This window comes from Halococcoides cellulosivorans, from assembly GCF_003058365.1.
Lineage (GTDB): Archaea > Halobacteriota > Halobacteria > Halobacteriales > Haloarculaceae > Halococcoides > Halococcoides cellulosivorans.
Genome location: NZ_CP028858.1, coordinates 2,034,534 through 2,048,523 on the forward strand (window position 1 = coordinate 2,034,534; position 13,990 = coordinate 2,048,523).

At 65.4% G+C, this 13,990-nt stretch carries 17 protein-coding genes, 1 tRNA gene and 1 other RNA gene; 11 read left to right on the forward strand and 8 right to left on the reverse strand.

The genetic code is table 11. The features are described from left to right. Window positions 1-19 precede the first annotated feature (19 nt). Window positions 20-169: a hypothetical protein gene (locus HARCEL1_RS13380; protein ID WP_159077086.1), complete on the forward strand. Its 150-nt coding sequence runs from the start codon at window positions 20-22 to the stop codon at window positions 167-169. A gap of 156 nt (window positions 170-325) precedes the next feature. On the opposite strand, the gene fer is transcribed toward HARCEL1_RS13380, so the two are convergent. The 5 genes from fer to HARCEL1_RS13395 form a co-directional block, all read right to left on the reverse strand. After that, window positions 326-715 carry a ferredoxin Fer gene (gene fer, locus HARCEL1_RS10175; RefSeq protein WP_108383123.1) on the reverse strand — a complete coding sequence of 130 codons (390 nt, stop codon included), beginning with the start codon at window positions 713-715 and terminating at the stop codon, window positions 326-328. Between the two features lie 176 nt (window positions 716-891). Continuing rightward, window positions 892-1,065 (reverse strand): hypothetical protein, encoded by a 174-nt coding sequence (locus HARCEL1_RS13385; protein ID WP_159077087.1) that lies wholly within the window; start codon window positions 1,063-1,065, stop codon window positions 892-894. A 69-nt stretch (window positions 1,066-1,134) separates the two neighbouring features. Then, the gene (locus HARCEL1_RS10180) at window positions 1,135-2,523 is read right to left on the reverse strand and encodes a signal recognition particle protein Srp54 (RefSeq protein WP_108383126.1); all 1,389 of its coding nucleotides are present in this window, start codon (window positions 2,521-2,523) and stop codon (window positions 1,135-1,137) included. Between the two features lie 59 nt (window positions 2,524-2,582). Then, complete coding sequence (locus HARCEL1_RS13390) at window positions 2,583-2,723, reverse strand: hypothetical protein (protein WP_159077088.1); 141 nt, start codon at window positions 2,721-2,723, stop codon at window positions 2,583-2,585. A 92-nt stretch (window positions 2,724-2,815) separates the two neighbouring features. Then, the gene (locus HARCEL1_RS13395; protein ID WP_159077089.1) at window positions 2,816-2,971 is read right to left on the reverse strand and encodes a hypothetical protein; all 156 of its coding nucleotides are present in this window, start codon (window positions 2,969-2,971) and stop codon (window positions 2,816-2,818) included. Between the two features lie 165 nt (window positions 2,972-3,136). Here HARCEL1_RS13395 and HARCEL1_RS10185 point away from each other — a divergent pair, with 165 nt between their 5' ends. Continuing rightward, window positions 3,137-3,547, forward strand: coding sequence for a DUF302 domain-containing protein (locus HARCEL1_RS10185; protein WP_108383128.1), 411 nt, complete (start codon window positions 3,137-3,139; stop codon window positions 3,545-3,547). A 40-nt stretch (window positions 3,548-3,587) separates the two neighbouring features. Here the strand turns inward: HARCEL1_RS10185 and HARCEL1_RS10190 are convergent, their stop codons facing one another. Further along, complete coding sequence (locus tag HARCEL1_RS10190) at window positions 3,588-6,164, reverse strand: heavy metal translocating P-type ATPase (protein WP_108383130.1); 2,577 nt, start codon at window positions 6,162-6,164, stop codon at window positions 3,588-3,590. Window positions 6,165-6,341: 177 nt separating this feature from the next. On the opposite strand from HARCEL1_RS10190, the gene HARCEL1_RS10195 reads away from it, so the two are divergent. The 7 genes from HARCEL1_RS10195 to HARCEL1_RS10225 all read left to right on the forward strand — a co-directional run bounded on the left by HARCEL1_RS10195 (window position 6,342) and on the right by HARCEL1_RS10225 (window position 11,973). Continuing rightward, the gene (locus HARCEL1_RS10195; protein ID WP_108383132.1) at window positions 6,342-7,064 is read left to right on the forward strand and encodes a hypothetical protein; all 723 of its coding nucleotides are present in this window, start codon (window positions 6,342-6,344) and stop codon (window positions 7,062-7,064) included. 67 nt (window positions 7,065-7,131) lie between these two features. Then, on the forward strand, window positions 7,132-7,818 hold the full coding sequence (locus HARCEL1_RS10200) for a TVP38/TMEM64 family protein (protein ID WP_108383135.1): 687 nt from the start codon (window positions 7,132-7,134) through the stop codon (window positions 7,816-7,818). 52 nt (window positions 7,819-7,870) lie between these two features. After that, window positions 7,871-8,143 carry an AbrB/MazE/SpoVT family DNA-binding domain-containing protein gene (locus HARCEL1_RS10205; RefSeq protein ID WP_108383137.1) on the forward strand — a complete coding sequence of 91 codons (273 nt, stop codon included), beginning with the start codon at window positions 7,871-7,873 and terminating at the stop codon, window positions 8,141-8,143. A gap of 131 nt (window positions 8,144-8,274) precedes the next feature. Then, entirely contained in the window at window positions 8,275-9,282 is a 1,008-nt protein-coding gene (locus HARCEL1_RS10210; protein ID WP_108383140.1) for a sodium:calcium antiporter, read from the forward strand. A 48-nt stretch (window positions 9,283-9,330) separates the two neighbouring features. Beyond that, window positions 9,331-11,274, forward strand: coding sequence for an SLC13 family permease (locus tag HARCEL1_RS10215; RefSeq protein ID WP_108383142.1), 1,944 nt, complete (start codon window positions 9,331-9,333; stop codon window positions 11,272-11,274). Between the two features lie 61 nt (window positions 11,275-11,335). Further along, on the forward strand, window positions 11,336-11,563 hold the full coding sequence (locus HARCEL1_RS10220) for an antitoxin VapB family protein (protein ID WP_108383144.1): 228 nt from the start codon (window positions 11,336-11,338) through the stop codon (window positions 11,561-11,563). After that, window positions 11,560-11,973, forward strand: a complete 414-nt coding sequence (locus HARCEL1_RS10225) for a type II toxin-antitoxin system VapC family toxin (RefSeq protein ID WP_108383146.1) — start codon at window positions 11,560-11,562, stop codon at window positions 11,971-11,973. Before HARCEL1_RS10220 ends, HARCEL1_RS10225 begins: the two co-directional genes overlap by 4 nt. Before the next feature lie 616 nt (window positions 11,974-12,589). Here the strand turns inward: HARCEL1_RS10225 and HARCEL1_RS10230 are convergent. Continuing rightward, window positions 12,590-12,664 (reverse strand) — tRNA-Arg (locus HARCEL1_RS10230). 86 nt (window positions 12,665-12,750) lie between these two features. Between HARCEL1_RS10230 and HARCEL1_RS10235 the strand changes: the two genes are divergently transcribed. Continuing rightward, window positions 12,751-13,164 carry a CoA-binding protein gene (locus tag HARCEL1_RS10235; protein ID WP_108383148.1) on the forward strand — a complete coding sequence of 138 codons (414 nt, stop codon included), beginning with the start codon at window positions 12,751-12,753 and terminating at the stop codon, window positions 13,162-13,164. On the opposite strand, the gene HARCEL1_RS10240 is transcribed toward HARCEL1_RS10235, so the two are convergent. Further along, the gene (locus HARCEL1_RS10240) at window positions 13,161-13,523 is read right to left on the reverse strand and encodes a DUF5798 family protein (RefSeq protein WP_108383151.1); all 363 of its coding nucleotides are present in this window, start codon (window positions 13,521-13,523) and stop codon (window positions 13,161-13,163) included. The genes HARCEL1_RS10235 and HARCEL1_RS10240 overlap by 4 nt on opposite strands. Window positions 13,524-13,609: 86 nt before the next feature. Here HARCEL1_RS10240 and ffs point away from each other — a divergent pair. Beyond that, window positions 13,610-13,923: signal recognition particle sRNA (gene ffs, locus HARCEL1_RS10245), an RNA gene on the forward strand. Window positions 13,924-13,990 lie beyond the last annotated feature (67 nt).

Sequence of the window (13,990 nt, forward strand, 5' to 3'; positions counted from 1 at the left end):
GAACGCCTACTGTTCGAAGATGCTCCTTGCCCAGGTTCCGGGTGGGCCCGAACTGCTCGTCCTCGCGTTGATCGGGATCATCCTGCTCGGTGTCGTGCTGGTCCCGGTCGCGCTGATCGGAGCGGGTCTGTACGTCGTGTTCCGGTCAGAATCAGATCACGACGAGTGACCGTCCGGGGTGGCAGACAGCCACCCAGCGGGCGGTCGGTGAGTCGTCGGGTGTGAGGACTCGCTGTCGCGTATCGAACTGCGATACTACACGGACAGCCTGGATGTCGAACGGGTCAGGAGAGGAGCCGACGCGGTCGGCCGTACCACAGTCCCGTTAGATGACGCGGTTCTGAAGGAAGTCGAGGTGTTTGGCGTTGAAGACGATCTTGACCTCGTCGGTCTCGGGCGTGCCGACACAGGTCAGGCGCACGCCTTTGTCTTCGATCTCCTCGTCGGAGAGGATCTGCTGCATGTCCATGTCGACTTCGCCCTCGACGACGATCGAGGCGCAGTTCGCACACGCCCCGGCGCGACACGAAAAGGGCCAGTCGTAGCCCTGCGCCTCGGCGCTTTCGAGGATGTACTCGCCTTCTGCGACCTCCAGCGAGCCGTGCTCGGACTCGCCAAGGTCGAGGTCCTGAGCCTTCTCGAAGAGGTCGTCGTCTTCGATGTCCCAGCCCTGGTCGTCGATCACTTCGTAGTTGAGGTATTCGACAGTTGGCATCGACCGGCAGTTCAAGCGCCGAGGTGTTAAAAGATACCCTTCTGAATGCGGTGGAATGTCACACCAAGATCAGTCGAATCGACCAATTCGAGCAGGACATCACTGCGACCGACGCCCACCGGCAAGTCGTTCGACGCCAGCGGGCGACCGAACCAGAAACGGGTCGGCCCCCACGATCAGTCCATCAATACATCCAAAGCCGTCATAATGGCCCCAAATGCGACACCGGCCCCGACCGCCTCTGGGATCGAGATTGGACCACTGACGATTGGCATGACCAGCCACATGAAACACCCGAACAAGATACCGCTGATGATACTACCGATCAGATCGCCGATCGATGTTTCCATAGCTTCAGGTTCGAATCGGCACTGAAAATAACAACGGATGGACGATGGTAAAGCGGGTCGGAAAGTGGCTCAGAACGGCCCCATCCCGCCCATACCACCCATCCCGCCACCCTCGCCCAGTTGGTCCATCATCCGCCCGAGGTCGCCGTCGCCCATCCCCTGGAACTGATCGAGCGTGCGGTCCATCATCTGGTGTTGCTGGAGGAGTTCCCGCACGGTCTCGGGGTCGGTCCCCGACCCGCGCGCGATGCGCTCGACGCGCTCGGCCCCCACCGACTGGGGGTGTTCGAGTTCGTCCTCGGTCATCGAGTCCATGATGACCTCGAACGACCGCATGCGATCCTCGGTGACGTCCATCGCGTCGTCGGGCAACTGGTCCATGATCCCGCCGCCCAGGCCGGGAATCATGTCCATCACCTGGTCGAGCGGGCCCATCTGGTTCATCGCCTCCATCTGCTTGCGCATGTCCTTCAGCGTAAACTCGCCCTCCATCAGGTCCTCGGGGTCCCACTCCTCGTCGTCCTCGCCCGTCTCGACCATCGCGCGCTCGACGCGTTCGGCCAGCTGTTCGAGGTCGCCCATCCCGAGGAGTCGCGAGACGAACCCCGAGGGCTCGAAGCGCTCGACGTCTTTGACGCCCTCACCGGTCCCGAGGAAGGCGATCTCCGCGTCGGTCTGGTCGACCGCCGCGAGCGCGCCGCCACCCTTGGCCGTCCCGTCGAGTTTCGTGATCGTCACGCCGTCGACGCCGTCAGCGACCGCGCGATCGAACTCCTCGGCCTGATCGCTCGCGGCCTGGCCGATCGCCGCGTCCAGCACGAGGATCGTGTCGTCGGGGTCGACGGCCCGATCGATCGCTTCGAGTTCCTCGATCAGGTCGTCTTCGAGGGCGTGCCGCCCGGCGGTGTCGACGATCTGGACTTCCGCATCGGCCGTCGCTTCGAGTCCGTCGCGGGCGATCTGGACGGGATCGTCGCCGTCGGGATCGCCGTAGAAATCGACCTCCGCGCGCTCGGCCATCTGCTCGGCCTGGTCGTACGCGCCGGGCCGGAACGTGTCGGTCTGGATGACCGCCGGGCGGAGGCCTTTCGTCGAGAACCACCACGCCATCTTCGCCGCCGTGGTCGTCTTCCCCGACCCCTGCAGGCCCGCGAGGACGATCGTTCGTTCTTCGAGGGGCAACTCCATCGAATCGCCCACGAGATCGACGAGTTCCTCGTAGACGATCCGCAGGACGTGATCGCGAGCGGACGTCCCCGCCGGGGGCTCTTCGTCGAGTGAACGCGATCGGATCGCCTCCGAGAGGTCCTGGACCAGGCCCACGTCGACGTCGGCCTGGAGCAGCGACCGTTGGATCTCGGTGACGACCTCGTCGACGTCCTCTTCGTCGATGCGTGACTTTCCCCGCAGGGAATCGAGCGTCCCCCGGAGCGATTCACCGAGATCGTCGAGTACCATTTGGCGTGGCTACGCGAGGCGGTCGGTCAACCCTTTCGGTCGGGTTCGGCCCGACGGCGTCAGTCGTCCGACCGCCGACCGAAGAGGTAGCCGACGACGAACGCCGGCCCGCCGACGAATCCGATCAGGAAGACGAGCAAAATGAGGAGTAGTTCCGGTCCACCAGGCATGCCACCCGTACCGGGAATTCCCAGGATCATACACGAAGGTCTTTGAGAGGAAAAATTAATTGTTTCGAAACGGGATCGGGACGGACGATCGCTCTGCCAGGTCGAATCCCGAAACGGGTGGGTCAGTTCCCGCTGTCGTCCTCGGAGCCACGCCGGCGCAGCACGAGGACGACGATCGCCACCGGAAGGCCCACGAACAGGACCAGCGTGATGAGCAGTAAGGCGATCAGTTCGGGCAGCGCAGCCATCGGTCCCAGGCCCGGAATCCCAACGATCATGCGCAGACGTATTCAGAAGGAGAAAATAATACTTGCGAACGAGGGGAGGATCCAGGTCGTCGACGACGGCCAAGACGATACAAGACGAACCGTCGCTGGCTGCAGACTCCGCCACCGGACCGGTAGGACGCATATAACGAGGGGCCTGGCACCACGACGATCGGTATGGAGTACACTATCCAGACCACCGTCGACGGTGCGTTCGACGACGTGACCGACGCGACGATCGCCGCGCTCGAAGCCGAGGGGTTCGGCGTCCTCTGTGACATCGACGTCCAGGCGGTCTTCGCAGAGAAACTCGACGCGGAGTTCGATCAGTACCGGATTCTCGGGGCCTGCAACCCCGACCTCGCGTACGACGGCCTCGACGCAGAGATCGAACTCGGGACGCTGTTGCCCTGTAACGTCGTCGTCTACGAGACGGAGACCGGCGAGATCGGCGTGAGCCTCATGGATCCGCGCATCGTGCTCGGGTTGGCCGACGACGACCGCATCGATGCGGTCGCCCGGGAGGCCACCGACCGACTCGAACGCGTCGTCAAGACCATCGCCGCCGACCACGCCTCGGCGGCCTGAGGCGGTTTCCGGCCGAGAGCGGAGCAGTGGGTGGACGCCGCTATCGGAACCGGCCGAAGATGCGGTAGTCCCGATCGGGCACATACCGGCGGAAGAGGAGGCTGTTCGTGAGCACCGACACGCTCGAAAACGCCATCGCCGCCGCCGCGAGCACGGGCTGAAGCAGGCCCAGGGAGGCCAACGGGATCATCGCGGTGTTGTAGCCCAGCGCCCAGACGAGATTCTGTTTGATCTTCTGGAGGGTCGCATCGGAGATCCGGATCGCCTTCACGACGTCCTGGGGGTCCGATCGCATCAGCGTCACGTCCGCCGCTTCGATGGCGACGTCGGTGCCCGATCCGATCGCCGTCCCGACGTGGGCGACCGCGAGCGCGGGCGCGTCGTTGACGCCGTCACCGACCATCATCGCTTTGCGACCGTCGCTTTGAATCGCCTCCACGGCGTCGGATTTGTCCTCGGGGAGGACCTCCGCGCGGACGTTCTCGGGGTCGATCCCGACCGACTCGGCGACGGCACGCGCGGTGCGCTCGTTGTCGCCGGTAATCATCATCACGTCGACGCCCCGCTCGCGAAGCGCCGCGACGGCCTCGGTCGCGCCCTCTTTCACCGTGTCGGCGTCGGCGACGACGCCCGCCAACTGGCCGTCGACCGCGACCAACATTGCGGTCTTGCCCTCGCGTTCGAGTCGTTCCATGGTCTCGGCGGCGGGCGCGGGATCGATGCCTGCGTCGTCGAGCAGTTTGCGGTTCCCGACCAGAACGTCACGACCGTCGACCACCGCGCGGATCCCGTGGCCGGGGACGTTCTCGAAGCTCTCGGGGTCAGGAACGTCCAGGCCGCGGTCCTCGGCCCCCGCGACGATGGCGCGTGCGAGCGGGTGTTCGCTCCCGCTCTCGGCGCTGGCCGCCAGCCGGAGGATCGCGTCCTCGTCGAGGGCCTCTGCCGTCGCCGCCCCAGTGCCGCCGTCCGCGCGCGCGTCGAGGGCGATCACGTCCGTCAACTCCATTTCGCCTTCGGTGAGCGTGCCCGTCTTGTCGAACACGACGGTGTCGACGTCTTTGGCGCGTTCGAGGATATCCCCGCCTTTGAACAGGACGCCGTTCTGGGCCCCGATGGTCGTCCCGACCATCGTCGCCGCGGGCGTCGCCAGCCCGAGCGCGCAGGGGCAGGCGATCAGCACCGACGACGCGAACACGATGATCGCGAACTCGAACGCCGAGACCGTCCCGCCGGCGATCGCCGGCCCGCCGGCGACCAGATCGAAGAGTGGGACCCACCCGACGAGGCCGGCGAGCAGTTCGGGAGCGACGAACCAGACGGTCGCCCAGAAGATGGCGTTCACGATGACCGCCGGGACGAAGTACGCAGAGATCCGGTCGGCGACGTTCTGGATCTCCGGCTGACGGGACTGAGCCTCTTTGACGGTCTGGACGATCTGCTGGAGCGCAGTGTCTTTCCCGACCTTCGTCGCCTCGACGACCAGCAGACCGTTCTCGTTGATCGTCGAGCCGACGACCTCGTCACCCTCGCTCTTCTCGACGGGGACCGATTCCCCGGTCACCATCGACTCGTCGACCGCCGACTGGCCCTCGACCACGACGCCGTCGGTCGGGATCTGCTCGCCCGGCCGGACTTTCATGCGATCGCCGACTGCGACTTCTTCGAGGGGCACCTCTCGTTCGGTGCCGTCCTCGTCGACGAGGGTGGCGGTCTCGGCTTCCATCGCGAGCAGTTCCCGGAGCGCCTCGCCGGCCTGGCCTTTCGAGCGCGCTTCGAGGTAGTTCCCGAGCGTGATGAAGACCAGAATCAACGCCGCGGTGTCGAAGTACAGCCCCTCGCTGGCGATCAGGGTCGCGAGGACGGCCAGCGAGTAGAGGTACGCCGTCGAGGATCCCAGCGCGATCAGGACGTCCATGTTCGCGCGGCGGTTGTTCACGAGGGCGTTGTAGGAGTTCCTGTAAAACGGCCAGCCGAGGACCGCCTGCACGGGCGTCGCGAGCAGGAACTCGACCCACCCGAACCTGATCCCGAGGACCGTCTCGGGGACGATCGCGCCGCCGAGCAGGAGTTTGTCGGCCATGAACAGGAGCATGGGCGCCGAGAGGACGGCCCCGAACAGCGTCAGGCGAAGCTGTTTTCGGATCTCCCCCTCGCGGGCGGCGTCGCGTGCGTCCGTCCCGTCGTCGCCGTCGTCGTCCTTCCGGACCGGCGAATACCCCGCCGACTCGACGGCGTCGTACAGGTCGTCGAGCGAGGTCTCGGCGGGATTGTATCGGACCTGGGCCTCGTCGGTCGCGTAGTTCACGTCCGCGTCGATCACGCCCGGTGTGTCCGCGAACGCCTCACCGATCGTCGCCGCGCAGTTCGCACACGACATATCGGCGATCGCGATCGTCACCGTCTCCGCGACCGCGCTATACCCCGCCCGGTCGACCGCGTCGTAGATTGCAGAGAGTGAGACCCGCTCTGGATCGAAGGTGACCGACCCCTCGTCGGTCGCGTAGTTCGCGTCGGCGCTCTCGACGCCGTCGAGATCGGCGAGCGTGTCCTCGATGGTCCCCGAACAGTTCGCACAGGACATCCCCTGGAGTTCGAGTCGAGACGTTCGCGTACTCATGGGTGACTCGTCCTATGGGCTCCCCACTTAGGCACGTTGTTGCTTCGTCAATCGGGGTTCGACCCCCGCTAATTTTTGGAGTCGAAAGTCGATCGCGATCGAATCCTGGCCGTCGCAGTCGGGTGCTCGCCAGCGAGGACCGCCATCGTTACCACTCGGCCGGTGAAACACGCGCTCATGGGAACGAACGTTCGTCACGGCACGATCGAGGGGGCGGCGACCGTCGACCGCTCGATCGGGCGCATCGTCGGCATCGCCAGCGCACTCGTCGTGTTCAACATTTTGTTGATGTGGCTGGTGAGTTTCACGCCGATCGCACCGCTCGTGACCCCGCTGTTGTTCGCGAACTACTTCGTGACGATCGGATTTTTCGTCGTCACCGTCGGGGGCGGGTTCTGGATCGCGAACCTCGGCCTGGAACGCGGGAGTGGGATCCTCACGGGCGCGGGCGTCACGCTGACCCAGGCGGGTTACGGCCTGTTCGGGGCGGCGATCCTCGCGATCGCCGGGAGCCAGCTAGGCCTTTCGGCGTCGATGCGCCTGGCCGGGATCGGCATCGCGGCGTTGATCACCGCCGCGATCACCGCCGTCGTGACGGTGATCGTCTTCTCGACCGATCACTCCTTCGAACGGTGGCAAACCTACGCCTTCGGCGGATTCATCGGTGGGATGGCGCTGGGCGCGGTCGGCTACTTCGTCAACCCCATGCTGATCGCGCTCGCGGGCGTGATCTTCTTTCTGGCCTTTGTCTGTGATCTGACCTACGAGATCTGGGCCGTCCGGGAAGATTATCACGCCAGCGACCTCCGATCGGCGATCGGCATCTACGTCGCGGTCATGGGCGTGTTCATCCACGTCCTCCAGTGGGTGCTGCGCATCCTCGCGCTGCTCGACAACTGAACAGGCGGTCGTCACACCGATCGATCAACGCCTAAGTACGTCGATCCCTGAGTACGGGCACTGACCGATGCAGATCTTCAAGACGACACGGGATCGCAATCTCGCGATCGCGGGGCTGGTGGCGTTCGCGCTGTTCATCGGGAGCATCTACCTGACGATACGGTTGAAATTCCCGTTTTTGCTCAGTGAGGAGGCCCTCAAAGAGATTTTCAGGGGGTTCCCGCCCGGGCTGGGCATGCTCGTCTTCACCGTCTCGCACATCATCCAAGTCGTGTTGATGGCGATCCCGGGGTACGCCATCGCCGCCGTCGGGGGCGCGCTGTTCGGCCCGGTCGTCGGCCTCGGCCTCACGATGATCGGCGTCACCGTCGGGAGTACGATCGCCTTCCTGATCGCCCGTCGGTGGGGCCGACCGATCGTCGAGCGGATGATCGAAGAAGACGCCCTCGAACGGTTCGACGAGTTCGCCCAGAGCGCTGGCACGCCCGGCCTGTTCCTGTTCGTGTTCATCCCCGTGCTCCCGGAGGACGTGATCAGTTTCGTCGCGGGGATGGCCGAGTTCAAACTCTCGACGTTCGTCGCGGTGATGTTCTTCGGTCGCCTGCCCGCGGCGGCAGTCGCCGTCTTCGCGGGGTCGAGTTTCGCCAGCGGGGAACTGCTCGAAGCGGGCCTCTGGGCGATGGTGTTGATCGTCTTCTCGGGGTACACCTACTACTACCGCGACGAACTCCTGGAGTACGCGAGTCGGCTGTGAGCGATCGGTGTGGGGAAGGATTTTGCCCGTTCCCACCACAACGAAAACCACGATGAGTCCCGACGACCGGCGAATCGATTCCACGGGGCGACTCACGATCCCGAAAGCGATGCGGGATCGTCTCGGGATCGACACCGGCGATCGCGTCACTATCGAAATCGACGACGCGTTCGTCATCCGGCCCCAGACCGACCGCGAGGAGTTCGTCACCACGATGGAGGGGTGTATCACGGCCGAGACCCGCCGCGAGTCCGCTCGACCGATCTCGCCGGCGGAGTTGAGAGCAGACTGGACCTCTGACCGTCCCGACGAACGATCGCTGTGAGTGGCTCGTCGTCGATCCCGCCGACCGCGTAGCCCCAGACACAACGGATCCACGCGTTCGGGTGCGACGGGCGGCCACGGCGTTCACACCGCCCCCAGCTATTTGGAGCCTGACCCTCCAAGGGGAGTCCGATGGTCGGACTGCCCGCCGCTCTCGGTCTCCTCGCGGTCACCCCCGCGATCATCTGGATCGGCAGTACCTTCTTCGAGCAGTCCGCCGGACGCCTGAGCAAACACTACGGCCTGCCGGTCGCCGTCCACGGCGCGATCGTGCTCGCGGTCGGATCGAGCGTTCCCGAGATCAGTTCGATCGTCATCAGCACGGTCGTCCACGGCGAGTTCGCGCTCGGCGTCGGCGCGATCGTCGGGAGTGCGATCTTCAACCTGCTGGTGATCCCCGCGCTCTCGGGGCTCACCAGCGAGAGCCTCGAAGCCACGCGGGATATCGTCCACAAGGACGCCCAGTTTTACATCATCAGCGTGCTCGTGCTCTTCGTCGTCTTCGCGCTGGGGGCGACGTACGTCCCGGGCGGGACGAACGAGGCCGCGATCTTGACGCCCGCACTGGTCGTCCTCCCCTTGCTCACCTACGGCGTCTACGTCTTTTTACACCAGCAAGACGCGAGCGCCCACGTCGCGCCGGACGGGCCGGCGATCGCACCGATTCGGGAGTGGGCCACGCTCGCGGGCGCGCTCGTCGTCATCGCCGTCGGCGTCGAGGGCATCGTCCGCGCGGCGCTCTCGCTCGGCGCGCTCTTCGAGACCCCCACCTTCCTCTGGGGCGTAACCGTCATCGCCGCCGCGACGAGTCTGCCCGACGCGTTCGTCAGCATCCGGGCCGCTCGAAACGACGACAGCGTCACCAGCCTGACGAACGTCCTCGGGTCGAACACGTTCAACCTGCTCGTCGCCATCCCCGTCGGCGTCCTCCTCGCGGGGACGGCGACGATCGACTTCCGGGTGGCGGTCCCGACGATGGGGTTTCTGGGGGTCGCGACGCTCGTCTTCGTCGTCTTCACGCGGACGGACCTCGAGTTGACCGACCGCGAGGCGATCGGCTTCCTCGCGCTGTACGGCCTCTTCCTGGTGTGGATGATCCTCGAGTCGATCGGTGCGATCGAGACGGTCCGCGGGATCTGACCGACCCCCACGGTATTTACGACCGGCGACGAAACTGACGACCCGGTCATGGCGGTCGCACAGCTGGGTCAGATAGCGGGACTCCTCGCGGAATCGCCGCTCACCGTGGACATGCTGGTCGTGTTCGCGATCATCGCCGTCGCGCTCGTGCTGTTCGTCTGGCAGCCGATCCCGATCGACACGACGGCGATCGCCGTCATGGTCGCGTTGATCGTCCTCGAACCCTGGACCGGGGTGACGCCCGCCGACGGCGTCTCGGGATTCTCGAACCCCGCGACGGTGACCGTCCTCGCGATGTTCGTGTTGAGCGAGGGGGTCCGGCGAACGGGGGCGGTTCAGATCCTCACGCGGGCGATATCGAAATACACCGGCGACAGCGACCTCAAGCAGTTGCTCGCGGTGATCGGCCTCGGGGGGCCACCGGCGGGCTTTATCAACAACACCCCGATCGTCGCGATCTTGATCCCGGCGGTCAACGAGATCGCCCGCAAGGCCGACACCTCACCGTCGAAGCTGTTGATGCCACTCTCCTTTGCGGCGATGATGGGCGGGACACTCACCCTGATCGGGACCTCGACGAACCTGCTCGCGAGTGACGTCTGGGCGCGCCAGGGCGGGCCCGCCGCCGCGCCGTTTACGATGTTCGAGTTCACCCAGCTCGGCGTCGTCGTCTTCGCCGTCGGCGTCGTCTATCTGCTGACCGTCGGGCGATACCTGACGCCAGCGCGCATCAGCCCCGCCGGCTCGCGCGAGGAGTTCGGGCTCTCGGAGTATCTCACCGACGTGGTCGTCCGAGAGGGGTCGCCGCTGGCCGGCACGACCGTGCGCGAGATCCACCGCACCGACGAGTTCGCGATCGAGGTGTTCCAGATCGTCCGCGACGGCCACACGATCGCCCACGATCTCAGCACGCAGCGACTCCAGGCGGGCGACATCCTCGCCGTCCGGACCGACGAGGACACGATCCAGCGCGTGCTCGACGCCGACGGCCTGGACCTGCTCGCGGACGTCATAGACGACATCGAGGACGAACGATCGGCAGACATTCGCGACGCCGTCGTCGGCGACATGGGAGACGCCGACCGGCCACGCGACACCGACGCGGACCGCGACACCGCCGCGAACGATAGCGACGACGAGGCCGTCATGACCGAAGTCGTCCTCCTGCCGGGGTCGTGGCTCTCGGGCCGGGCGTATCGCATCGCCGATTTCGAACACCAGTACGATCTGAGCGTGCTCGCGGTCCGTCGGGGCAGCGAGGTGATCCGCAAGCGCATGCGCGACGTGAGACTCCGCGGCGGCGACACCCTGCTGATCCAGGCCTCGGGGCCGACCGTCGAGGAGTTACGTACCGCCCGGAACGTCGTCGTCTCGGGCAACGACGACTGGGAGTCGTTCGACCGCCGGAAGATTCCGATCGCGGTCGGGATCGTCGGTGGCGTCGTCGCACTCGCCGCCCTCGACGTCCTCCCGATCATGGTGAGTGCGCTCGCGGGCATCGTCGCGATGATCGTCACCGGCTGTCTCCGGCCCGCAGACGCCTACGACGCCGTCAGCTGGGACGTGATCTTCCTGCTCGCGGGCGTGATCCCGCTCGGCATCGCGATGGAGCAGTCGGGCGCGGCGGCGCTGCTGGGGACGATGATCGTCGGCGTGGGCGATCTACTCCCACCGCTGGCCATGCTCGGGGTGTTCTACCTCTTTACCGCGGTGCTCACCAACGTGATCAGCAACAACGCCAGCGTCGTGTTGATGATCCCGATCGCCATCGACGCGGCCGTCAGCCTCGGCGCGAACCCGTTTTCGTTCGTGCTCGCGGTGACGTTCGCCGCCTCGACGGCGTTCATGACGCCCGTCGGCTACCAGACGAATCTGATGGTCTACGGGCCCGGTGGCTACCGATTCGGTGATTTCGTCCGGGTGGGACTCCCCTTGCAACTGTTGCTTACGATCGTGACGCCACTCGCGATTGCGTACTTCTGGGGCGTGTGAGTGGAGAGAGGGCCGTCCGGGCGTCGAAACGTCTTTACAATTTCGTACACATTGTATACACGTGAGCACGATACGCGTCTCCGACGACGTCAAAGAGCGGTTACGGGACCTGAAACGTGACGACGAGTCGTTCGACGACCTGCTGGATCGACTCAGTCGCCAGGACACCGACGTCGACGAGATCGCGGGCTGTCTGGCCTTTGCGGACGATGATGGCGACCTTCTGGATCGGATGGACGACGCCCACGACGAGTTGAGCGATTCGCTGGACGGACACGTTGGACGATGATCGTCCTCGACAGGGACGTTCTGGCGAAAATTTCCGGACGAGACGTCGACCAGGGCGTCCTCAACCATTGCCGACAGTACAGCCGAGAGGAGTGGACGATTCCAGCGATCGTCGCCTGGGAGTCGTACAAAGCGGTGTCGGAACGGTCACAGAAGCGACGTGTCCAGCGGGCACTGGCCGACAACTTCGATCGGATTCTCGACCTGACCGACGACGCTGGTCTCGAAGCCGCCGCACTCGACGAGAGCCTCTCAGCGCAGGGCGTCACACTCGACACCGCCGATCTCCTGAATCTCGCAATCGCCCACGAGGCCGGCGGCACGTTCGTCACCCACAACGCCAACGACTTCGATACGCCACCAGTTCACGACCTCGTCGATATCGACGTCGTGACCGGCGACTCAACCTGACCCGGGAGAATCGCGACTCCGTTCCGTGTCACCGATGATCGAAGGGGACGAGCGTTGGACTCCGTCCAACGAACCACACGGGCGCTGAGGGACTGAGCGAAGCCGAAGGCTTCGCGAGGGTCGTCGCGGCCGCTGAATGACGAGCAATGCGAGGAACGAAGCGGCTGCGACGGGACTGAGCGGCGACTCCGTCGCCGCGAGGGTTGAGGGACGCTTGCGTCCCTCAGGACTGAGCGAACGCGTTGCGTTCGCGATGATCGAACGACGCGTGCGTCGGTCGGGATTTGAACCACCTGCACTTCGCTCACTTCGTTCGCTCGTGCCGTCGTTCAAATCCTTCAGTGCCGGTTCGCTCGTTTCTCACTCCGTTCGAAAACTCGCTGTCTCCGAAAATCGAAGATTTTCGGGATGAGCGTTGGACTTTGTCCAACGAACCACACGGGCGCTGAGGGATTTGAACCGAAGCCAGACGTGCTCGCTCCGCTGCGCGCGACTGGCAGGGTTCAAATCCGCAGTGCCGGTTCGTTCGCCGGTTCGCTGGCTCACGGCCATGCCGTTCGCCGTTCCGAGGCTCTCACTTCGTTCGAGCCTCGCTATCGCTCACCGGCTCACTGCACGGGCGCTGAGGGATTTGAACCCCCGGCAACTTGGTTCGAAGCCAAGCACTCTGTCCAGGCTGAGCTAAGCGCCCTTATCCGAGCCAAAACACGCGCAGGGATAAAACCCACCATCCCGCCGTCCGCCACACCTATGACAGTGGGCGTTCCCTGTCCACACATGTCACTCTCTGACGACGCGATCACCGACCTGCTCGCATCGGCCGAAACGATCGCCGTGGTCGGCTGTTCGAGCACGCCCGGTAAGGCCGCCCACGACGTCCCGAAGTATCTCGACGGGCACGGCTACAACATCCTGCCAGTCAACCCGTTCGCCGACGAGATCCTGGGCCGCGAGGCCGTCGATTCGCTCGCCGACATCGACGAATCGGTCGACATCGTCGACGTGTTCCGCCCGAGCGACGAAGTCCCGGAGATCATCGACAGTGCGCTCGACAATACGGACGATGCGGCGATCTGGCTGCAACTCGGTATCGATCACCCCAATGCCGTCGAACGCGCCAGAGCGGCGGGCCGGTCGGTCGTCGCCGATCGGTGCATGAAGATCGAACACGGCCGCCTGATCGAAACCTAACGCTCGTCGCTCGCGCTGTCGGTACTCTCGGCGGGCGAGTCGGGCGTGGCCTCGTCGCTCCCGCCGTCTGAATCCTCGTCCGCGTCCCCCTCCGCGGACTCGTCGTCCGCGTCCACGTCCTCGATCGACGCCTCGGCGATGATCGCGTCGGGATCGAGCCCCTGCTCGGCGGCGATCGCCTCGATGAGCGCACGATTTTCCGCGACGTCTCGGTCGAGGCCGTCGACGGTGTCGGCAGTCGTGTTGAGCTTCTTGCGGATCTCGATGACGTGCTCGCGGAGTTCGACCATCCGCTCGTACAGCTCCTCGGCGACCTCGACCATCTTCTGGACGCGTTTCGCCGTGTCGGTGAGTGCCATTGTCGGATCGAGGCGGTCGACCCCTGTGGCCCTTTCGGTGGCCCGCCGTCGAGCGAAAGGTCCTTGAGGGGAGCCGGCGGAGTGTGGAGTGGACTAGGCCGGGCGGCCAGGCCCCGCCCCTCGCCCGCATGATGGTCTTGAGCGGGGGCCGAACACCGGAGACGTCGGATCCGCCGGGTGCGGACCCCGGCCCCAACCGTGGAAGCCTCGTCCCGCGGGGGCAGCGGTCCACGTCGGCTCGCCTGCAGGGGCGACTCGGCGTGGTTGATCGGCGCCAGCCCGTCAGGCGCGGAAGCGAGCAGCGGAGCGCCGGACACCTGTCGCTCGCGGGGTTGCGGGGTGGAGGGACGGGCCGGGACTACCCGCACCCGAACGATCCGGCAACTCCGGCCGTCCACTCCCATTCATCGCGACATCGACCGACGAGCGGTCGCTCCGTGTCGGTTGCGCGCGCCGGGAATTCGATC